Genomic DNA, 20,052 nt, shown 5'->3' with positions numbered 1-20,052 from the left:
GAGCCAAATCGGCCCCCTCCGGCAGAATTACGGCAGCTTTGTGTGCTTTGCTCTTGCCAAGTCAGTCAATATTTTGCGATCAAACACATGACGCGGTTTCTCAAATGCCGCGAGAATGACCAGGACGATGGGACGGAGTTTGTCTTGGATCAAATCATAGCGGGAGGACTCATGCGATTTACGGCAAAAACAGCGCAGAGGATGGTGTAGCGGTGAGCGAGCACGTAACCAATCACGACGCTTCGGGTGAACCGACCCGTCGCGATTTTCTTTACCTAGTGACGGGAATGGCGGGCGCTGTCGGTGCCGCCGCAGTTGCATGGCCCTTTATCGACCAGATGCGTCCCGATGCATCGACGCTGGCGCTCGCCTCCATCGAGGTGGATGTCACGGCCGTCGAGCCAGGCATGTCGCTTACCGTGAAGTGGCGCGGCAAGCCGATTTTCATCCGCAACCGCACGGAAAAGGAAATCGAGGAAGCCAAGGCCGTCGCTCTCGGCGATCTGAAGGATCCCGTGGCGCGCAATGCCAACATCGCCGCCGACGCGCAGGCGACGGATATCGACCGCTCCGCCGGCGAGGGCAAGGAAAACTGGATCGTCATGGTCGGTTCCTGTACCCATCTTGGTTGCATTCCGCTCGGCCAGGCCGGCGATTTCGGCGGGTGGTTCTGTCCCTGCCATGGCTCGCACTACGATACGGCGGGCCGCATACGTAAGGGTCCGGCGCCGCAGAACCTCGCCATCCCGACATTTGCATTCACATCCGATACCGTGATCAAGATCGGATAAGGGGACAGATATTCATGAGTGGCCATTCCAGTTATCAGCCGTCCACCGGCATCGAAAGGTGGATCGATTCGCGGCTTCCCTTGCCGCGCATGATCTATGACAGCTTCGTTGCCTATCCTGTCCCGCGTAACCTGAACTACGCCTACACCTTCGGCGCGATGCTTTCCGTCATGCTGCTGGTGCAAATCCTCACCGGCGTCGTGCTGGCCATGCATTATGCGGCCGAAACGACGGTCGCCTTCAATTCCGTCGAAAAGATCATGCGCGACGTCAACCATGGCTGGCTGCTGCGCTACATGCATGCCAACGGTGCGTCGTTCTTCTTCATCGCGGTTTACCTGCACATCGCCCGTGGCCTTTATTACGGCTCCTACAAGGCGCCGCGCGAAATCCTCTGGATTCTCGGCTGCGTGATCTTCCTGCTGATGATGGCGACGGGCTTCATGGGCTACGTTCTGCCCTGGGGCCAGATGTCCTTCTGGGGCGCAACCGTTATCACCGGCTTCTTCACGGCGTTCCCGGCCATCGGCGAATGGATCCAGCAGTTCCTGCTCGGCGGCTTTGCCGTTGATCAGCCGACCCTGAACCGCTTCTTTGCGCTTCATTATCTGCTGCCCTTCATGATCGCAGGCGTCGTGATCCTCCACATCTGGGCGCTGCATGTGACCGGCCAGACCAACCCGACCGGCGTTGAAGTGAAGAGCAAGACCGACACGGTTCCCTTCACACCCTATGCGACGCTGAAGGATGCGCTCGGTGTTTCCGTGTTCCTGATCGGTTATGCCTGGTTCGTGTTCTACATGCCGAACTTCCTTGGCCACCCCGACAACTACATCATGGCCGATCCGCTGAAGACGCCGGCGCATATCGTTCCGGAATGGTACTTCCTGCCGTTCTACGCCATGCTGCGCGCCATCACCTTCAACATCTGGATCATCGATTCCAAGCTGGGCGGCGTTCTCGTGATGTTCGGCGCGATCGTCGTGCTGTTCTTCCTGCCCTGGCTCGATACGTCGAAGGTGCGTTCCGCCGTCTATCGTCCCTGGTACAAGATGTTCTTCTGGCTGTTCGTGGTCAATGCCATCATGCTCGGCTGGCTGGGTTCTCGCCCGGCGGAAGGAACTGGCCTGATCGGCCTGCTCACCGGCGATCTGAAAGGCAATTATGTCGGCTATTCGCAGCTCGGCACGCTTTATTATTTCGGTTTCTTCCTCGTCATCATGCCGATCCTCGGTCTGGTCGAAACGCCCCGGCGTATTCCGAATTCGATTACCGAGGCCGTTCTCGAAAAGAACGCCGCCAAGACGGGTGCCGCATCTGCGGCTGCCGAAGTCTGAGCGCGAAGGAAGGATGACGACAATGAAGAAGCTTGTAACGAGCATCGCGCTTTTCGCCGCCATCGGCTGTTCCGCCGCCGCCTTCGCGGCGGAGGAGAGCCATGATCTCGCCGCCCAGACGGAGCACGCGATTGCCGGGGGTCACTTCCCGGTCATCAAGCCTGAAGAGCAGAGCTGGTCCTTTGCCGGACCCTTCGGCAAATACGACAAGGGCCAGCTTCAGCGCGGCCTGAAGGTCTATAAGGAAGTCTGCTCCGCCTGCCATTCCATGAGCCTCGTTTCCTTCCGCACGCTGGAGGATCTCGGTTATTCGGACGAGCAGGTGAAGGCTTTCGCCGCGGAATATGAAGTGCAGGACGGGCCGAACGCCGATGGTGAAATGTATAATCGCAAGGCCGTGCCTTCCGATCATTTCCCTTCGCCTTTCCCGAACCATGAGGCGGCCGCTGCCGCCAACGGTGGGGCGGCCCCGCCCGACATGTCGCTGCTCGCCAAGGCGCGCGGCGTGGAGCGCGGCTTTCCGCAATTCCTCATCGACATGATCCCGATCGTCGGCGGTTATCAGGAAGGCGGCCCGGACTACATCCATGCGCTGCTGACCGGATATCAGGATCCGCCGGCCGGCGTTGAAGTGTCGGAAGGCACACATTTCAACCCGTATTTCGTCAGCGCAGCCGCGCTGAAGATGGCGCCGCCGATCAGTGCCGATCAGGTGACTTATGACGACGGCGCGCCGCAGACCGTGGACCAATATTCCAAGGACGTTGCTGCGTTCCTGATGTGGGCGGCAGAACCGCATCTGGAAGAGCGCAAGCGCACCGGCTTCATGGTCATGGTGTTCCTGTTCATCTTCACGGCGCTGATCTATCTCACCAAGAAATCGGTCTACGCCAACAAGGAACATTGATCGGCATCCAGAAGATGCCTGTCAGTCATTGGCCCCCACGGTCTTCCGTGGGGGCCTTTTCATGTGTCGAGAGGGATGGTGGAAATGACGAAAATTCGTAACGGCGGCTGTCTATGCGGCTCCATCCGTTTTGAAGCGAAGGGCGAGCCCGGCAATCCGCACACTTGCTCCTGCGATATCTGCCAGCGGCATTCCGGTGCGCCCAGCCTTGCCTGGGTGGAGTTCGAGAGGGATGCGGTGACGTGGACGGGAGAGGGCGGCGCGCCTTCGACTTTCCGATCCTCCGATTATTCCAGCCGGGCTTTCTGCCCGATCTGCGGCAGCACGCTTGGCGCCATCGACGAAGCGCCGACGGTTGCGCTGGTCTCGGGAAGTTTCGATGACAGGGACGACGAGGCCCTGCGGCCCCTGTCGCATTCCTTCGAGGATGTCTGCCCGGTCTGGGCGCGGATCGAGGGAATGTCGCCGGCAGAATGAGCGCCGGCCCTTTTTAGTTGGTCCGCAGCCGTCAAGTTGATAGGGTGGCCCGAACCTTCTGATCCATTTCCCTTATCTCAACTGGAAATACCATGACCGTTATCGCTTCGGAGCTTTCCGCTGCCATCCGTTCCATTCCCGACTATCCGAAGCCGGGCATCATCTTCCGGGACATCACGACGCTGCTCGGCAACCCCCGCGCTTTTCGCCGTGCCGTGGACGAACTCGTGCAGCCCTATGCCGGAACGAAGATCGACAAAATCGCCGGCATGGAAGCACGCGGCTTCATTCTGGGCGGTGCGGTGGCGCATCAGCTATCGGCCGGTTTCGTGCCGATCCGCAAGAAGGGCAAGCTGCCGCACACCACCGTCCGCGTCGCCTACAGCCTTGAATACGGCGTCGACGAAATGGAAATGCATGTGGATGCGGTTCAGCCGGGCGAAAAGGTCATTCTGGTCGATGACCTGATTGCCACCGGCGGCACTGCCGAAGGCGCGGTCAAGCTTTTGCGGCAGATGGGCGCGGAGATCGTTTCCGCCTGTTTCGTTATCGACCTGCCCGATCTCGGTGGCCGCAAGAAGCTGGAAGACCTCGGTGTCGAGGTGCGGACGCTGGTGGAATTTTCCGGCCACTGAGATGGTAACGGGGCAATGGTGACGCTATTGCCCCGGCGCTCATTCTATTCGAATTCCAGAACCCCGCTCTGGAAGGTCAGCACCGTCTCTCCAGACTGGTTCACGCCCTCATTGAAGGTCGTGTTCAGCCAGACGCCGGCTCTGGATTCCAGCGCTCGGGTGTCGAGCAGGGTGACGAAATAGGTGACATCGTCTCCGGCGAAGACCGGTTTTTTCCATTTGAGTTCGCGAAAGCCGGGGGAGGGGCCGAGTTTGGGTGGCTCAAGGCCTTGTAGCTTCAACCTTTTCACCTCTTTGGCCCAGTGAGAGAGGAAGCATTTCATCCAGCCTGCGCCGGTGTGCCAGCCGGAAGCGCAGAGAGCGCCGAAAACGCTGTTCTTTGCGGCTTCCGCGTCGAGATGAAAGGGCTGCGGATCGAAATCGCGGGCAAAACGGATGATGTCTTCGGCGGAAAAATGCAGCGTATCGAGGGTGACGCGTTCGCCGATGGGAGAAAGTTCCGCCAGTTTCATGCTGCAACGCCTCCCTTGCCGCGCATCAGGAACATCACGGTGTTTTCCCCGTGCGATACCAGAACGCCGCGCTGGTTATAAAGCTCGTGGCGTAATTTCACGAGGCCAATGCCGGGGCGCGAGGCGGAGGGCCGCTGTTCCAGCACGATGGATTTTCCGACAAGCGTATCGCCCGCCAGAACCGGCTTTTTCCAGTCGACGAAATCGATTCCGGGGCTGCCCTGCGAGGTCGAGTTCGAGATGTAGCTGTCTGCCATCATCCGCATCAGCAGGCTGCAGGTGTGCCAGCCGGAAGCCGCCAGTCCGCCGAGAATGCTCTGGCGGCCAGCCTCTTCGGAAAGATGCATCGGCTGTGGGTCGAATTCGCTGGCGAAGGTGATGATCTGCTCTGCGGAAATCGATTGCGGGCCCAAAGGAAATTCCCGACCGACGGAAAAATCCTCATAGGCATATGTCGCGACCGGCGTCATGGTTTCCTCCCTTCGCACAGTCAATATCGGCGGCATCTAAAATGATTTTTCCCTTTACGTAAAGGTCAAATCGGGGAGGCCGGTTCTTGGGGAGGTGGTTTGGAGCGAGTGGGCGCGCGTTTCGCCTTCTCCCCGAGGGGGAGAAGGTCGCGGCAGCGGGATGAGGGGGCGAGGGTAGAGATAAACCGAGATCTTGCCCCCTCATCCGACCCTTCGGGCCACCTTCTCCCCGGCGGGGAGAAGAAACCGCGCCGCAATGTTCGGTTACCCTTCTTGGCGGACCTTATCGAAGTCGCCAAAGGCCAGATCAGGTATTGAAGCGGAAGTGGATGACGTCGCCGTCCTGAACCACATATTCCTTGCCTTCGTCGCGAGCCTTGCCTGCTTCCTTCGCGCCGACTTCGCCCTTGAAGGCGACATAGTCGTTGTAAGCGATGGTGTTGGCGCGGATGAAGCCGCGTTCGAAATCGGAGTGGATGACGCCGGCGGCCTGCGGGGCCTTGGTGCCGCGCTCGATGGTCCAGGCGCGGCATTCCTTCGGGCCGACGGTGAAATAGGTGATGAGATCGAGCAGCTTGTAGCCGGCGCGGATCAGGCGGTCGAGGCCTGCTTCCTCAAGCCCCAGGGCCGAGAGGAATTCCTTCGCCTCTTCATCGGGAAGCTGCGCGACTTCGGATTCGATCGCCGCGGAGATGACGACGGATTCCGCACCCTGGGCCTTAGCCATTTCGGCAACGGCCTTGGTATGTTCGTTGCCGTCGACGGCGTCGCTTTCGGCGACGTTGCAGACGTAAAGAACCGGGTGCGCGGTCAGGAGGTTGAGGCCCTGAAGGATGCGCAGTTCCTCGGCATCCAGCGTGGAGAGCAGGGTGCGGACCGGCTTGCCTTCGTTCAGAAGCTTCAGTGAGGCTTCCATCAGCGGCAGCTGCGCCAGCGATTCCTTGTCCTTGCCGGTGGCTCGCTTGCGGGTCTGTTCCGTGCGGCGCTCAAGGCTTTCGAGATCGGAAAGCATCAGCTCGGTCTCGATGGTTTCGGCATCGGCCACCGGATTGATGCGGCCTTCGACGTGGGTGATGTCGTCATCTTCGAAGCAGCGCAGAACGTGAACCACGGCGTCCACTTCGCGGATATTGGCGAGGAACTGGTTGCCGAGGCCTTCGCCCTTCGATGCGCCGCGCACCAGGCCGGCAATATCCACGAAGGAGATGCGGGTGGGGATGATTTCCTTCGAGCCGGCAATGTCGGCGAGGATTTTCATGCGCGCATCCGGAACCGCCACTTCGCCGGTGTTCGGCTCGATGGTGCAGAAGGGATAGTTGGCCGCCTGCGCCGCTGCCGTTTTCGTCAGCGCGTTGAAGAGAGTGGACTTGCCGACATTTGGCAATCCAACGATACCGCATTTGAAGCCCATGGCTTGAAACCTGTCCGTTTGAAAGAATTCGTTGAGGAGCCTTTTGCGGAAAGGGCAGGGCAAGGTCAAGCCCGCGGGCCGATTTGTGCGGGCAAAGCACCTTTAATGGTGCGGAATTTCGGGCAGGGTTGCCGATGCTGCGGTTGCGGCGCAATATAAGCCGGTCAAGCGATCGATCTTTCGTCATCAACGGGGTTTTCCCATGAACAACCGCGATGAGCGACAGGCACGAGCGACCATGATGAGTGACAGTCCTGTCGATCTCAAGCCGAAACCGAAAGTCAAACCGAAGCTGGAGCGGCCGAAGCTCTACAAGGTCATTCTGCTGAATGACGACTATACGCCGCGTGAGTTCGTTACCGTGGTGTTGAAAGCCGTCTTCCGCATGAGCGAGGAAACCGGCCACCGGGTGATGATGACGGCGCACCGCTTCGGCAGCGCGGTCGTTGTTGTCTGCGAGCGCGATATTGCCGAGACCAAGGCCAAGGAAGCGACCGATCTCGGCAAGGAAGCGGGATTTCCGCTGATGTTCACCACCGAGCCGGAGGAGTGAGCGTTAATCCAGCCGGATCTGAAAGCCCGTCTTGTTCTGCACGAAACCGCAGCTTTCGTAAAAGGCGTGGACCTCCGGGCGTTGTCGCCCGGTCAGCAGCATCACCTTGTAGCAGTTCGCCGCAAAAGCGGCCTCGACGGCATGGCGCACCACCGCGCGGCCATATCCGCGGCCGCGACGGTTTTCAAGCGTCACCACGTTTTCGATAAGGGCATAGGGACGGGCGGCGCGCGTCAGGTTCGGAACGATCTGCAGCGTGGCGGTGGCGACCGCTTCTTCGCCTTCGGTCGCAAGAAACACGGTCAGGCCCGGCTGGGCGAGCATGGCCGCGAAAGCCGTGTTCGCTTCTTCTGCCGTCATTTCAGGGTCGGACGGATTGAGAGCCCGGTAAAGGTCAAGCAATCCGGCCAGATCGCCGGCTCCGGCTGCGCGCAGGACGATGGGCTCCGAAGACATTTGCGATCTAGTCCTTCTTGCTGAACATGCGTTTCAGCATTTCGGCCATCGGGCCGGTTTCCGGCAGCTTTTTCGGCTGGGCGCTGTTGCGTGCCTGATGGATATGGGACTGTGCGGCGGGCTTGGCTGCCTTGGCCGGCTTTTCGGCTTCCGGCTTGCTGCCCGTGGCCAGCGCCAACTTGTTCATCAATTGCGAATCCTCGGCTTTCACCAGCATGGCGGCATTGTCGGCAATGGCGTCCAGAAGCGGATCGAGCCAGACCCGGTCTGCCTTGGCGAAATCGCCGAGCACGTGGCCGTGCACCCGTTCCTTGTCACCGGGATGGCCGATGCCGAGCCGCAGGCGGCGATAGTCCTTGCCGCAATGGGCGTCGAGCGATTTCAGGCCGTTATGGCCGCCATGGCCGCCGCCGGTCTTGATGCGGGCGCGGCCGGCCGGCAAGTCCAGTTCGTCATGGATGGCGATGATGTCTGCCGGCGCAAGCTTGAAGAAGCGCATGGCTTCGCCGACGGACTCACCCGAAAGGTTCATATAGGTCAGCGGCTTCATCAGCAGGACCTTCTCGCCGCCGATCTCGCCTTCGGAAATCTCCGCCTTGAATTTTTTCGACCAGGGCGCAAAGGACGGCAGGCGCTGCAGCGCATCGACGGCCATAAAGCCGATATTGTGACGGTTTACCGCATATTGCGCGCCGGGATTACCAAGTCCTGCGATGATCTTCATGGGGCATGTCCGCGTTTTGCCTGATGATGCTGTTGTCACCACCCCGAAAACCGCCGGCTGTCAATCTTTTTATGAGTTTTGCTTTTTATGAGTTTTGCGGGAACGCCGAACCGGCCGCTTATGGGCTGACGAGATTATAGCGGTCGAATATCCGTTGCTGCGTTCCGTCGGCGATCAGCCTGTCCAGCCGGGCCTGTAATTTCGCGATGACCTCGTCGGGCACGCTTTTGTTGCAGGCAAGCCCAAGCTGTTGCCGCGAGAGAGTTATCACTTCGCTGAACGTGTCGGCGGGCAGGCTTTTGAAGGTGCTTTCAGACATGGGCATCAGGTCGATGCGGCCGGCCTTCAGCTTGTGAAGCGTGATCTCGAAATCAGCGCCAACATCCACCTGCGGGAAACCGAGCTTTTCCAGAAGCGCTTCGGTGTAATCTCCACGCTGGGTTCCCACCCGATATTTCTTGGCTTCCTCAAGGCTGGAGGCTTCGATATTCGCGTTGCGGCGCGCCACGAGAATGTTGCGGTCGATATGGATCGGCGTGACCCATTTGAACTGTTTTTCCCGCTCCGGCGTTCTCGCAGCGGCGAAGACACAGTGCATGGCCTGCGTTCTGGCCAGTGCGATGGCCCGCGCCCAGGGCATGACGGCGACTTCGTAGCTGGTGCCGGTGTCTTCGAGCACGGTTCTGAGCTGGTCGAAATAGACACCCCGCACGCTGCCGTCGCTGGCCTGCAGATTATAGGGCGGATAGACCTCGGTGGTCAGGAAGAGCTTGGCCGCGCTGGCCGGAGTGGCGAGAGCAAGAAAGATCAGGCAAAAGCGGATCAATCCCATGGCTGCCCCCTGCCGGTTCATGCTTGCCGCGCCGCGGCGCGGTTTTGCCCGGACGCCGTGTCGAGTGAGGTGATCAGCCTTTCGACCGGCTGCGGACGTGCGAAGAAATAACCCTGCCCGAAATCCGCGCCTATATCGGTCAGAAGCGCCTTCTGTTCCTCCGTCTCGACGCCCTCGGCAATGACGGCGCAGTTCATCTTGTGCGAGATGGCCGCGATGCCTTCGACCAGCATGCGATTGCGCTGCCTGATGTCCATCCTGTCGTCGCAGATCGAGCGAGTGAAGGACTGGTCGATCTTGACGATATCGACCGGAAAACGGCTGAGATAGCTGAGCGAAGAATAACCGGTGCCGAAATCATCCAGCGCGATGCGGCAGCCGAGCTGGTGGATGGCATTGAGGATCGCCCGGATTTGCGGATCGTCCTTCATGATAACGGCTTCGGTGATCTCGATGACCAGCCGTCTGGGAAGAATGCCGTGGCGGTGCAGAACGCCGGCGATGCGCGTCGGCAATCCCGGTTCGAATTGCAACGGTGAGAAATTTACCGCCACATAGGTCTGGTCCATGCCCGGCAGGTGCGACAGCCTGGCGAGATTGGCGATCGACTGATCGAGAATGACATTGCCGATGCGGTGGATAGTGCCGTTTTCTTCCGCAAGGCTGACGATCGCGGCCGGGGAAAGCAGGCCCTTGTCCGGGTGGTTGAGACGCAGCAGCGCCTCGAAACCCGCCGTCTGGCCGGTGGCGAGGTTTTGAATCGGCTGGAAATAGGCCTCGAACCAGTCTTCGGAAAGCGCCTGCGCGATATCCCGTTCCAGCTCCGCATGTTCGCGCGCCCGGTCCATGATCGAACTGTCGAAGACCTGCGAGCCGTTCTTGCCCGTGCGCTTGCGGGTATACATGGCCATGTCGGCATTCTGCAAAAGCTCGGAGGCGCTGGCGGCGTGCAGGGGATAGACCGCCATGCCGATGCTGGCGCTGAGGCGGATGCTGTTGCTTTCGATCTCGAAGGGCGTGTCGAGCATGGCGCAGATGCGCTCGCAGAATTGCAGGGCGCGCTCTTCCACCTTGTCGCCGGCCAGAAGAATGGCGAATTCGTCGCCGCCCAGCCGCGATGCGCTGTCCAGCGGCGTCAGCAGCGGTTCGAGCTTTAGCGTGAACTGTTTAAGAACAGCGTCGCCCGCGGCATGGCCGAGATTGTCGTTGATCGCCTTGAACCGGTCGAGGTCGATGAACAGGCAGGCCAGCTCGCTGCCGTTGCGGTCCGCATCGCGGATTTGCAGGTCGAGAATGGCCTCGAAGCCCTGGCGGTTGAAAAGGCCGGTCAGGTGGTCGGAAATGGCCTGCTGGCGGTTGCGCTTTTCCGACTGGCGCAGTTCGGTCACGTCCGTCATGACGCAGAGGCAGGTGCTCTGATGGGCCGCATCGCCGGAATCGAGGGCCTTTTCGAGGATGAGCGCATCCATGAGGCTGCCATCCATGCAATGGAAACGCACGGTAATGCCGCTATGCGAGGCATCGGGCAATGGATGAGCCGTCTTGCGCTGCTGGAACAGAAGCCGGTCATCGGGATGGATGAGATCGGCGAAATTCAGGCCGAGTATCCGGGTGCGGTCGTAACCGGTCGCCTGCACCCAATAGTCACTGACGGCGGCAATGCGGTCGTGCCTGTCGAGCGAAAACAGCATGGCGGGCGTGCGGTTGTAGATTTCCGTCTTACGCTCATGCGCGTTCTTGATCTCCAGCTCTTCCTTTTCGAGCTGGGTCTGCATTTCGTTGAAGCTTTTCGCCAGCCGGCCGATTTCGTCCTTCGAGCGCCAGTCGACGTGGTGGCGCGAGCCGAGACGCCGCGTCGCCTCGATGGCGGCCGCGAGCCGCATCAGCGGACGGATGACCATGAAGCGGTTGCCGGCGATGGCGGCAAGAACGATGGTAAGGACGGCGAGGATGAAAATCGTGATGAAGGCCAGTTCGGTGCGGCTCAAAGAGGTCAGAAGGCTGACATTGTCGTAATAGATCGTCAGTTGCCCGACGGTGACGGAGCCCTTCGTGGTCTTGTAGGTTACTTCGCGCGTCGTCGAGGCTGCATCCTGAATGATGTCGCTGCCGGCCGTCTGGACGATATCGAGCTGGCCGGAGGTATCCCTGACTTCGACCATCCTGATCACGGGGTCGGAGATGAGGGTGCCGGTAATCTGGTTTATGGTGTCGTCATCAAGGTCCCACAGGGGCCGGGCAAGCGCCTGCGCATTGGTCGACAGCAGAATCTCAAGGTGGTTACGCTGGCTGCGAATGGCTTCGTGATAGGAGAGCGTCAGCAAAAGCGTGAAGAGCGGGGCGACCACTGTAAGAAGTGCGCCGGAAACAATCGCGATAAAGCGACTTTCGACGGAATGAGCCATGTTCGATTGCAGCTACCCTTTGCCCCAGACTTGCTGCGCCCCGTTTCGTCCGCCCGGAGGGTTTTGCGAGGGTTTTCGGCAAAAGCCTGTTTTCCCACGCATTTCCTCAGCCCGGCCGGTGTTTCACGACAGCGCGAGGGTATCGTTTCATGGAAGTGTTAATCGACACTGAAACGGGTTCCGTATCAGGTGAGGATGGCAAGCTTTCTGGTTTTAAAGTTCATAAAAACTAAAAGGCCCGTTCCGAAAACGGAACGGGCCTCATTGTTCAAAGCTGTCCGGCCTTGCGGCCGCCGATTATTCCTCGGAAGCTTCTTCAGTCGTTTCTTCTGCAACGCCGCCAGCCGGAGCGACGATCGTTGCGATCGTGAAGTCACGGTCGGCGATAACCGGCGTGATGTTCTTCGGCAGCTTCACATTCGAAATGTGGACGTTGTCGCCGATCTTCAGACCAGCAAGATCGACCGTGATGAATTCCGGAATGTCGTTGGCCGGGCAGTGGAATTCCACCGTGTGGCGAACGATGTTCAGAACGCCGCCGATCTTGATGTCCGACTTTTCTTCGTTGACGAAGTGAACCGGAACTTCGACGTTGACGAGCGTGTTGCCCGAAACGCGCAGGAAGTCGACGTGCATGGTGAAGTCGCGGACCGGATCAAGCTGGTAGTCCTTCGGGAGAACCTTGATCTTCTTGCCGTCGACGTCGATGATCGCAACCGTCGTCATGAAACCGCCGGCGTGGATACGCTTGGTGACTTCGTTGGTCGACAGGGCGATGGAAATGGGGGCCTGCTTGTCACCATAGATGACAGCGGGAATCAAACCGTTGCGGCGAAGTTCACGAGAGGACCCCTTACCAACTCGTTCGCGCGCCTCGGCCTTGAGCTCATACGATTCTTTGCTCATGGCAATTCCTTTCGAGGTTATATGGAGAGTTCACGCCGAACGAAGCGGCCTGAACCGGAGAGGCCAAAGGCCATCCCGCCCGCGTTGCCTCCAAGGGTGTCTACACGGGTGCGGGCGCTATAATACAAACGGAGCATAAAGACAAGAGCGGCCCGTTTTTGGCGGGTGCCGCTTTATAATTTTATTAGTGCCCACTAATTCACTCGTTTGTTGCAACCTTTAATATATGCTTATCCATGCACATAAACCGGGTGAAAACTTGGCGAATGATAAGGCTACGCAAAATTCCAATTGCGTAGATGACAATGCTCAAAGTTCTCCAGTGCCTCACCATCGATCACGACTATCGATACACCGCCGCAGCGGTCTTCGTCTGCATGCTGGGTAGTTTCGTTTCGATGCGCCTTTTTTCGAAAGCCCGTCTGGCGACGGGGGTGCAGAAGGTCAACTGGCTGTTTCTGGCGGGCGTCAATGGCGGGGCGGCGATATGGACCACCCATTTCGTCGCGATGTTGGGCTATGTCGCGGCGGGCGATGTCGGATACGATCCCTATCTCACCGGGCTGTCGCTTTTGATCGCCATTACCACGACGACTGCCGGTTTCGGCATTTCCGCCTATGGCGGGCGCAGCGTGCTGGTGGAAGCCGGTGGCGTGGTGCTCGGCCTCGGCATTGCGGCCATGCATTACACCGGCATGGCTGCCTATAATGTTCAGGGCATGCTTTTCTGGGATCAGGCCTATGTCATCGCCTCGCTGGTATTGGGCGCTGTGCTGGGCGCCATCGCGGTCAATCGCATTGCCCGGCCTCTCAACCGTTTCTGCCAGTACAGTGCTGTGGCGTTTCTCATTCTGGCCATTGCCTCGATGCATTATACCGGCATGGCGTCGATGTCCTTCGCCTTCGACCCGCGCATCGTCATTCCGGAAAACCTGCTGCCGCCGGCCATCATGGGCGGAGGCGCCATTGCGGTGACGCTTCTGCTTCTGGCGCTTGGGCTCTCCACATATGTCATCGATGCGCAGTCCACCCAGCAGGCGGTCGCCCGCTATCGCCATCTTTCGTTGCACGATCCGCTGACGGGCATTCCCAACCGGGCGGCATTCATCGAGCATCTCAATCGTCGCACACGCCATGTCTCGATGGGCGCGCATACGGCGCTTCTGTCCATCGATCTCGACCGTTTCAAGGAAATCAATGACGTGCATGGCCATGCGGCGGGTGACGCCGTGCTGCGCGCCATCGCCGACCGCGCGAGTTCCGTGCTGAAGACCGGAGAGTTTCTGGCGCGCATGGGCGGCGATGAATTCGTGGCGATGACCCATTCCTATTACACCCGCGCCGATGGCGCGGAGTTCGCCCAGCGATTGATCGAGCAGATCAGCAAGCCGGTGGAATGGAACGGACAGACATTTTCGGTCGGCGCAAGCGTCGGCATATCGGTTCGCAATACCGGCTCCATCGATGCCGATACGCTGATGGCCCAGGCGGATGTCGCCATGTACCGGGCAAAAAGCGGTACTTCGGACACCATATGCTTTTACGACAAATCCATGGACGAGGCCGCGCGTGAGCGCAACGTGCTGGCCGTCGCCATGCGCAGCGGCCTCGCCAATAACGAGTTCGAGCTTTATTACCAGCAGCAGAACGACACCAAGAGCGGCAGTATCGTCGGTTTCGAAGCGCTTTTGCGCTGGAACCATCCCGAACGCGGCATGGTCTCCCCGGCCGAATTCATTCCGATCGCCGAACAAACCGGCTTTATTGTCGAACTGGGCGAATGGGTTCTGAGAGAAGCCTGCGCGCAGGCCGCTCAGTGGAAAAAATCGCTCGCCATTGCCGTAAACGTCGCGCCGCAGCAGCTTGCGGATAATGATTTCCCCGACAAGGTTGAGAAAATTCTCGCCGAGACGGGGCTTGCGCCGGAAAGGCTCGAGCTGGAAATCACCGAAGGCAGCATTATCGCCGACCATCGCCACGCGCTCGTCACCATCCGCAAACTCAAGTCGCTCGGCGTCAAGATCGCCATGGATGACTACGGTACGGGCTATTCATCGCTTTCGACGCTGCAGAGCTTCCCCTTCGACAAGATCAAGATCGACCGTGCCTTCATCGATGGCCTGTCGACCAACGTGCAGTCGGAGGCGATCGTTCGCTCGACGCTCATTCTGGCGCACAGCCTCAATATTCCGGTGCTTGCGGAAGGGGTCGAAACCAAGGCCCATATCGAGTTTCTGCGGCGTGAAGGCTGCCTGCAGGTGCAGGGCTTCTTTTTCGGCAAGCCCGGTCCGCTGACCTCCATCGCTAATCTCGTGGACGATACGTTCCTTTCGGCCGAGGATGAGACGGACGTGACCGCCGGCCGGCGTTATTTCAAGGCGGTCCGATAGTCTGGCGCCGCCCGCGGCTGCGCCCGGCAAGGCCGGTCGCGAAATTTTTTGTTGAAACATGGCCGCTTCCAGCGCACCATCGCCGAAAAGCTTTGGGAGGAGCGTATGCCGACAGACATCGCCCATGCGGAACGCGTGTATGAAACCGCGCGCCATCGTTCCGCCGCCGCAAGTTCTCCGATTGTCGCCTCCTGGCGTCGCTGCATGGTCAAACATCATCTTGCACCGGAGGAAAACCGCAAGCCGATCTTTCTCAGCGAATATGAATTCCGCCGCGCCCGCGAAAGTGCGGCCGGCCTGATTGCCGAAAGCACGGATGAACTCGACCGCATTTTCCAAAGCGTCGGCAAATCCGGCTGCTGCCTGCTTTTGACCGATGCGCAGGGCGTTGCGCTGGAGCGCCGCGGCGCTTCGGGCGATGATCGTGATTTCCGAGCGCTTGGCCTCTGGTCCGGGGCGGTCTGGAGCGAAGAAAGCGTGGGCACCAATGGCATCGGCACGGCACTGGTGGATGAGCGCTCGGTGGTGGTCTACCGCGATCAGCATTTCTTCACGTCGAATACCGAACTCTGCTGCACCACGGCTCCCATCCGCGATCACACCGGCCGGGTGACGGGCGCGCTCGATATTTCCACCTGCCGCGACGACATCAACGAGATGACCTTTTCCTTCGTCACCCAGGCGGTGAAGGATGCGGCGCAGCGCATCGAGGGCAATCTTTTCCGCCGTGCCTTTCCGGGTGCGCGCATCGTCGTCGTGCCGAGCGGGTTCGGCGCGGCGCTGTCGCTGCTGGCCGTGGATCAGGACGATCTCGTGCTGGGTGCGACCCGCGCCGCACGCCTTGCGTTGAAGCTGGACGATGCCCGCATCGCGCAGGGACTGCCCGCCGCCGATGTTCTTCAGGAACAGCGCCACGATGGCGGTTCCGATCTTGCGGAAGCGGAACGCTCGGCGCTGCGGCGCGTGTTGTCGCGCACCAACGGCAATGTCACGCAGGCCGCTTCGCTGCTCGGCATCAGCCGCGCCACGCTTCACCGCAAGATGAAGAAATTCGACGTGCATTAAAGCGCGTGCTGGTGCGATCCGGCCAATCGTGCCGGATCGAGGCGCCTTTGTCGCAGATGTGAGACAATGTGCGCTGCGGAACCGCGCCGCCCCTCTACCGAACCGCGCCATCTAGGCCCACCTTCCTCCCATGCGATCCGCTGCGGATCGTTTTCATCAGGGAGGATGAAATCATGAACATTCAGGTTCAGCAGAAAGCGGGCGAAGCGCCCTTCAAGCTGAAATACGGCAATTACATCGGCGGCAAATGGGTGGAGCCGAAATCCGGCCGCTACATGGATAATCTTTCGCCGGTCACCGGCCACAAGATCTGCGAAGTGCCGCGCTCGGACGCATCCGACATCGAGTTCGCGCTGGATGCCGCCCACAAGGCCCGCGACAAATGGGGCAAGACGAGCGTGACGGAGCGCTCCAACATCCTGCTCAAGATCGCCCAGCGGATCGAGGACAATCTCGATCTCATCGCCCGGGCAGAAACATGGGACAACGGCAAGCCGCTGCGCGAAACCACCAATGCGGATATTCCGCTCGCCATCGACCATTTCCGTTATTTCGCGGGCTGCATCCGCGCCCAGGAAGGCACGATCGGCGAAATCGACAACGATACCGTCGCCTACCACTTCCATGAGCCGCTCGGCGTCGTCGGCCAGATCATTCCGTGGAACTTCCCGATCCTGATGGCCGCGTGGAAGCTTGCACCGGCGCTTGCCGCCGGCAATTGCGTGGTGCTGAAGCCGGCCGAACAGACACCGGCCTCGATTCTCATCGTGATGGAACTGATCGAAGATTTGCTGCCGCCCGGCGTCCTCAACATCGTCAACGGCACGGGTCTCGAAGCCGGCAAGCCGCTGGCGCAGAGCAACCGCATCGCCAAGATCGCCTTTACCGGCTCCACCTCGGTCGGCAAGGAAATCATGCGTTATGCGGCCGATAACGTCACCAACATCACGCTGGAGCTGGGCGGCAAGTCGCCGAACATCTTCTTCGCCGATGTGATGAACGAGGACGATGCCTTCCTCGACAAGGCGCTCGAAGGTTTCGCCTTCTTCGCGCTCAATCAGGGCGAGGTGTGCACATGCCCCTCGCGTGCGCTGGTGCATGAATCGATCTATGACCGCTTCATGGAAAAGGCGATCAAGCGGGTTCAGGCCATCAGCCAGGACGATCCGCTCAATCCGTCGACCATGTTGGGCGCACAGGCCTCGCAGGAACAGTTCGACAAGATCATGGGCTATCTGGAGATCGGCAAGAAGGAAGGTGCCAGGGTTCTGACCGGCGGCGACCGCAAGACGCTCACGGGCGATCTGAAGGATGGCTATTACATCCAGCCGACCGTCTTCGAAGGCAACAACAAGATGCGGATTTTCCAGGAGGAAATCTTCGGACCGGTTGTCTCCGTCACCACCTTCAAGACGGTGGAAGAGGCGCTCGAAATCGCCAATGACACGGTTTACGGTCTGGGCGCAGGCGTCTGGAGCCGCGACACCAACATTGCCTATCGGGCCGGCCGGGGCATCGAAGCGGGCCGCGTATGGACGAATTGCTATCACGTCTATCCGGCGGGCGCTGCCTTTGGCGGTTACAAGCAGTCAGGCATCGGTCGCGAGACCCACAAGATGATGCTCGACCATTACCAGCAGACCAAGAACCTGCTCGTGTCCTACAGCCCGAACAAGGTCGGTTTCTTCTGAGGTCCTCCCCGGAAGCCGGCGAGGGGCTGTGGTGCCAGATCGCCGGCGTGTTCCCAGGGGCTTCGGCCCCTGGGAGCCCGGCTTCAAACAGAAAGGCCGGAGGTTTTGCCTCCGGCCTTTTTTCGTTGCGGTTTATGCCGCGTAACGCTGGTCCCGTTGGCGGGCGCCGCCGACCGAGAACTGCCCCACCTGTTCGGTCAGGCCGTCCGCCTCGCTGGATAGCGAGAAGGCGGCCGCCGTCGTTTCCTCCACCATGGCCGCGTTCTGCTGCGTTACATGGTCGAGTTCGTTGACGGAGGCGTTGATTTCGCTGAGGCGGCCGGACTGTTCGCGCGATGCGGTGGCGATCTCACCGATCTGGTCGTTGACCGACTGGATGCGTTTCTGGATCTGCTCGAGGCTTTCACCGGTCTTCAGCACCAGCGCCACGCCGCTTTCCACATCGCCCGCCGAAGTGGCGATCAGCGTCGTGATGTCCCGGGCGGCGGCTGCCGATTTCTGGGCGAGCTCGCGAACTTCCTGCGCCACAACGGCAAAGCCCTTGCCGGCTTCGCCGGCGCGGGCGGCTTCCACACCGGCATTCAGTGCCAGCAGATTGGTCTGGAAGGCGATCTGGTCGATGACATCGATGATCTGGCGGATCTTGGCCGACGAGGTCTCGATGCGTTCCATCGCGACGATCGCTTCTTTAACGACGGCCGTGGACTTGTGCGCATCCTGCATCGTGCCCGCCGTCGCCTCGACGGCGACATTGCAGCGCGACAGCGAGAGATTGACGGCCTGCGTCATGTCTCCGAGTGCTGCTGCCGCTTCCTCAAGGGCTGCGGCCTGACGTTCGGTGCGCCGCGACAGGTCTTCCGATGCGCTTTTCAGTTCGCCGGAGCCAGAGCGGATGGCATTGGCGCTTTCGCCGATGTTGGAGATGGTCGCTTCCAGGCCTGCCATGGAGTTGTTGAAGTCGATGCGCAGATGATCGAGCGACGGCACGAAGGATTTGTCGATGCGGAGATCGAGCCTGCCGGCGGCGAGATTGGCGAGACCGGTGGCGAGTGCGTCGACAGCCTCTTCCAGTTCTTTCGCGCTTCTTGCCTTTTCCATTTCCCGCTGGGCGCGTTCCTCGTCCAGTTCTTCGCTCTTGCGATGGGATTCGGCTTCCATGCGCTGCTTGTCCAGAATGCCCTGGCGGAAGGATTCAAGCGCGCGCGCCATGGTGCCGATCTCGTCGCCACGGGAAACGGCCTTGATCTCGATGTTGTTTTCACCGCCGTTCAGGCGTTCCATCAGCCCCGCAAGGCCGGTCAGCGGCTTGGTGAGGTTTGCGGAAACGAAAATGCCGATCAGCGTCATGATCGCAAGCACGGCCAGTGTCGCAACCGTCGCCCAGAAGGCGAGATCGTTGGCGGCGGCGAGAACCTTGCTCTCCTGCTGGCCGATGGCCAGAAGATGTTTTTGTCCGAAGACTGAGACCGGGCGATAGGCATAGAAGATGTTGCCCGCAGGTGTCTGCGCCATCACCGTTCCGGCGTTGTTTGCGTTGGAAAGTGCGGCGAGGCTTGCGGAAACGGCAGCATCGGCGCCGCCCGAGAGTACGCCGGCCCGACGTTTGCCGTCGGCGCTCAGGAGAACGGCGTCATCGATGGTCTTGCCGGTTTCCTCGGGCGTTACCACCGCGCCGATGCGATCGGCGGCGATGCGCATGATGACGGCGCCCTTGCGCTGGAGCTGGCCCCAGTTGGAGACGGCGAGCGGCATGCCGATCATGGCCGAATCATTTTCGCCGCCAGTGAAACCGGTGGTGCTGACGACGCCGTCCTTGCCGGCTTCGATGCGGTCGAACAGGTCCTTGATCGCGGCGTTCTGCGGTTCCGTCACGCTGGTGAGGAAGTTCTTCCCCTTGGTCACGGTGTAAATAATGAGGCCGGTCTTGTCGATCACATAGATGTCGCTGACACGGGTGTTGCGCCAGACGCTGGCGATGGCGGCGTTGATGGTGGCGTGGCGAATGGCATAAAGCAATCGCAGGCCTTCGCCATTGAAGGAGGCACGCTCCTCTTCGGAGACGCCCTCGCGGCGGAAAGCCTGGATGATCGCATCCCTTTCCGTCGGCACGACGGTGGTCATCGTTTCCAGCGCCTGTGCGACCGCGGCGTTCTGCGACAGTTCGGAAATGCTCTGTTCGACGCGCAAAGTATAGGCGTCAAGCTGCTTGGACTGGTTGCCTGCAACCGTTTCGAGCCTGATTTTGCTGGCGTCGATCAGTCCCGACTTCCCCATCTCATAGGACAACAACCCCACGGAAAGACATGAAACCAGCGTCGCGCCCGTGACGAGCGCTGCAAATTTGGCCTTTATCGACAATGATTTAGCTTTGACAGCAGTCGGATTTACACCCGGCATCCTGTTTCCTCCCCCCAAAAAACGTGGCCATACCGTGGCAAAAATTGTTTACGGTCACGTTAAAAGCGCTGGGAATTGTACGATTATTTCCCG

Annotated in this window: 18 protein-coding genes; 9 read left to right on the top strand and 9 right to left on the bottom strand. The window is 60.0% G+C overall.

Going from position 1 to position 20,052, the window contains the following annotated elements; all coding sequences use genetic code 11:
- Positions 1–212: 212 nt before the first annotated feature.
- The 5 genes from petA (at position 213) to L904_RS18885 (ending at position 4,147) form a co-directional block, all read left to right on the top strand.
- Positions 213–791, top strand: a complete 579-nt coding sequence (petA, locus tag L904_RS18905) for a ubiquinol-cytochrome c reductase iron-sulfur subunit (RefSeq protein WP_035239587.1) — start codon at positions 213–215, stop codon at positions 789–791.
- A gap of 14 nt (positions 792–805) precedes the next feature.
- Complete coding sequence (locus L904_RS18900) at positions 806–2,128, top strand: cytochrome b N-terminal domain-containing protein (protein ID WP_003523102.1); 1,323 nt, start codon at positions 806–808, stop codon at positions 2,126–2,128.
- Positions 2,129–2,150: 22 nt separating this feature from the next.
- A complete protein-coding gene (locus tag L904_RS18895; RefSeq protein WP_003523103.1) occupies positions 2,151–3,035 on the top strand; it encodes a cytochrome c1 in 885 nt (294 codons plus the stop codon).
- Positions 3,036–3,119: 84 nt separating this feature from the next.
- A complete protein-coding gene (locus tag L904_RS18890) occupies positions 3,120–3,512 on the top strand; it encodes a GFA family protein (protein WP_035259525.1) in 393 nt (130 codons plus the stop codon).
- Positions 3,513–3,604: 92 nt separating this feature from the next.
- The gene (locus L904_RS18885; RefSeq protein WP_003494623.1) at positions 3,605–4,147 is read left to right on the top strand and encodes an adenine phosphoribosyltransferase; all 543 of its coding nucleotides are present in this window, start codon (positions 3,605–3,607) and stop codon (positions 4,145–4,147) included.
- 44 nt (positions 4,148–4,191) lie between these two features.
- Here the strand turns inward: L904_RS18885 and L904_RS18880 are convergent, their stop codons facing one another.
- From L904_RS18880 to ychF, 3 genes are all read right to left on the bottom strand, one after another.
- Positions 4,192–4,659, bottom strand: coding sequence for a MaoC family dehydratase (locus tag L904_RS18880; protein WP_003523106.1), 468 nt, complete (start codon positions 4,657–4,659; stop codon positions 4,192–4,194).
- On the bottom strand, positions 4,656–5,129 hold the full coding sequence (locus L904_RS18875) for a MaoC family dehydratase (RefSeq protein WP_035259523.1): 474 nt from the start codon (positions 5,127–5,129) through the stop codon (positions 4,656–4,658). Before L904_RS18875 ends, L904_RS18880 begins: the two co-directional genes overlap by 4 nt.
- Positions 5,130–5,436: 307 nt before the next feature.
- Positions 5,437–6,540, bottom strand: coding sequence for a redox-regulated ATPase YchF (ychF, locus tag L904_RS18870; RefSeq protein ID WP_035260423.1), 1,104 nt, complete (start codon positions 6,538–6,540; stop codon positions 5,437–5,439).
- A 241-nt stretch (positions 6,541–6,781) separates the two neighbouring features.
- Between ychF and clpS the strand changes: the two genes are divergently transcribed.
- The gene (gene clpS / locus L904_RS18865) at positions 6,782–7,093 is read left to right on the top strand and encodes an ATP-dependent Clp protease adapter ClpS (RefSeq protein ID WP_035260429.1); all 312 of its coding nucleotides are present in this window, start codon (positions 6,782–6,784) and stop codon (positions 7,091–7,093) included.
- Positions 7,094–7,096: 3 nt separating this feature from the next.
- On the opposite strand, the gene L904_RS18860 is transcribed toward clpS, so the two are convergent.
- The 5 genes from L904_RS18860 to L904_RS18840 all read right to left on the bottom strand — a co-directional run bounded on the left by L904_RS18860 (position 7,097) and on the right by L904_RS18840 (position 12,416).
- Entirely contained in the window at positions 7,097–7,549 is a 453-nt protein-coding gene (locus tag L904_RS18860) for a GNAT family N-acetyltransferase (RefSeq protein ID WP_035260421.1), read from the bottom strand.
- A gap of 7 nt (positions 7,550–7,556) precedes the next feature.
- Positions 7,557–8,273 (bottom strand): aminoacyl-tRNA hydrolase, encoded by a 717-nt coding sequence (pth, locus tag L904_RS18855; RefSeq protein ID WP_035260419.1) that lies wholly within the window; start codon positions 8,271–8,273, stop codon positions 7,557–7,559.
- Positions 8,274–8,391: 118 nt separating this feature from the next.
- Positions 8,392–9,105: an ABC transporter substrate-binding protein gene (locus tag L904_RS18850; protein ID WP_035260425.1), complete on the bottom strand. Its 714-nt coding sequence runs from the start codon at positions 9,103–9,105 to the stop codon at positions 8,392–8,394.
- A gap of 17 nt (positions 9,106–9,122) precedes the next feature.
- Positions 9,123–11,510 (bottom strand): bifunctional diguanylate cyclase/phosphodiesterase, encoded by a 2,388-nt coding sequence (locus L904_RS18845; protein WP_035260417.1) that lies wholly within the window; start codon positions 11,508–11,510, stop codon positions 9,123–9,125.
- Positions 11,511–11,807: 297 nt separating this feature from the next.
- Positions 11,808–12,416, bottom strand: coding sequence for a 50S ribosomal protein L25/general stress protein Ctc (locus L904_RS18840; RefSeq protein WP_004430287.1), 609 nt, complete (start codon positions 12,414–12,416; stop codon positions 11,808–11,810).
- A gap of 305 nt (positions 12,417–12,721) precedes the next feature.
- On the opposite strand from L904_RS18840, the gene L904_RS18835 reads away from it, so the two are divergent.
- The 3 genes from L904_RS18835 to adh all read left to right on the top strand — a co-directional run bounded on the left by L904_RS18835 (position 12,722) and on the right by adh (position 17,562).
- Positions 12,722–14,806, top strand: a complete 2,085-nt coding sequence (locus L904_RS18835) for a bifunctional diguanylate cyclase/phosphodiesterase (protein WP_020809788.1) — start codon at positions 12,722–12,724, stop codon at positions 14,804–14,806.
- 105 nt (positions 14,807–14,911) lie between these two features.
- The gene (locus L904_RS18830; protein ID WP_003522885.1) at positions 14,912–15,871 is read left to right on the top strand and encodes a helix-turn-helix domain-containing protein; all 960 of its coding nucleotides are present in this window, start codon (positions 14,912–14,914) and stop codon (positions 15,869–15,871) included.
- Positions 15,872–16,044: 173 nt separating this feature from the next.
- A complete protein-coding gene (adh, locus tag L904_RS18825; protein ID WP_003522884.1) occupies positions 16,045–17,562 on the top strand; it encodes an aldehyde dehydrogenase in 1,518 nt (505 codons plus the stop codon).
- A gap of 132 nt (positions 17,563–17,694) precedes the next feature.
- Here the strand turns inward: adh and L904_RS18820 are convergent, their stop codons facing one another.
- Positions 17,695–19,959 carry a methyl-accepting chemotaxis protein gene (locus L904_RS18820; RefSeq protein WP_020809790.1) on the bottom strand — a complete coding sequence of 755 codons (2,265 nt, stop codon included), beginning with the start codon at positions 19,957–19,959 and terminating at the stop codon, positions 17,695–17,697.
- Between the last annotated feature and the right edge of the window lie 93 nt (positions 19,960–20,052).

The organism is Agrobacterium sp. LY4, from assembly GCF_001526585.1.
GTDB lineage: Bacteria > Pseudomonadota > Alphaproteobacteria > Rhizobiales > Rhizobiaceae > Agrobacterium > Agrobacterium leguminum.
This window is presented reverse-complemented; position numbering and strand designations above follow the sequence as displayed.

Coding starts and splice junctions, on each gene's coding strand:
- L904_RS18840 (WP_004430287.1), bottom strand. CDS start 12,416: ATGAGCAAAGAATCGTATGAGCTCAAGGCCGAGGCGCGCGAACGAGTT.
- L904_RS18900 (WP_003523102.1), top strand. CDS start 806: ATGAGTGGCCATTCCAGTTATCAGCCGTCCACCGGCATCGAAAGGTGG.
- L904_RS18820 (WP_020809790.1), bottom strand. CDS start 19,959: ATGCCGGGTGTAAATCCGACTGCTGTCAAAGCTAAATCATTGTCGATA.
- L904_RS18860 (WP_035260421.1), bottom strand. CDS start 7,549: ATGTCTTCGGAGCCCATCGTCCTGCGCGCAGCCGGAGCCGGCGATCTG.
- L904_RS18830 (WP_003522885.1), top strand. CDS start 14,912: ATGCCGACAGACATCGCCCATGCGGAACGCGTGTATGAAACCGCGCGC.
- L904_RS18875 (WP_035259523.1), bottom strand. CDS start 5,129: ATGACGCCGGTCGCGACATATGCCTATGAGGATTTTTCCGTCGGTCGG.
- L904_RS18895 (WP_003523103.1), top strand. CDS start 2,151: ATGAAGAAGCTTGTAACGAGCATCGCGCTTTTCGCCGCCATCGGCTGT.
- L904_RS18885 (WP_003494623.1), top strand. CDS start 3,605: ATGACCGTTATCGCTTCGGAGCTTTCCGCTGCCATCCGTTCCATTCCC.
- ychF (WP_035260423.1), bottom strand. CDS start 6,540: ATGGGCTTCAAATGCGGTATCGTTGGATTGCCAAATGTCGGCAAGTCC.
- L904_RS18890 (WP_035259525.1), top strand. CDS start 3,120: ATGACGAAAATTCGTAACGGCGGCTGTCTATGCGGCTCCATCCGTTTT.
- L904_RS18845 (WP_035260417.1), bottom strand. CDS start 11,510: ATGGCTCATTCCGTCGAAAGTCGCTTTATCGCGATTGTTTCCGGCGCA.
- L904_RS18835 (WP_020809788.1), top strand. CDS start 12,722: ATGCTCAAAGTTCTCCAGTGCCTCACCATCGATCACGACTATCGATAC.
- clpS (WP_035260429.1), top strand. CDS start 6,782: ATGAGTGACAGTCCTGTCGATCTCAAGCCGAAACCGAAAGTCAAACCG.
- L904_RS18880 (WP_003523106.1), bottom strand. CDS start 4,659: ATGAAACTGGCGGAACTTTCTCCCATCGGCGAACGCGTCACCCTCGAT.
- pth (WP_035260419.1), bottom strand. CDS start 8,273: ATGAAGATCATCGCAGGACTTGGTAATCCCGGCGCGCAATATGCGGTA.
- adh (WP_003522884.1), top strand. CDS start 16,045: ATGAACATTCAGGTTCAGCAGAAAGCGGGCGAAGCGCCCTTCAAGCTG.
- L904_RS18850 (WP_035260425.1), bottom strand. CDS start 9,105: ATGGGATTGATCCGCTTTTGCCTGATCTTTCTTGCTCTCGCCACTCCG.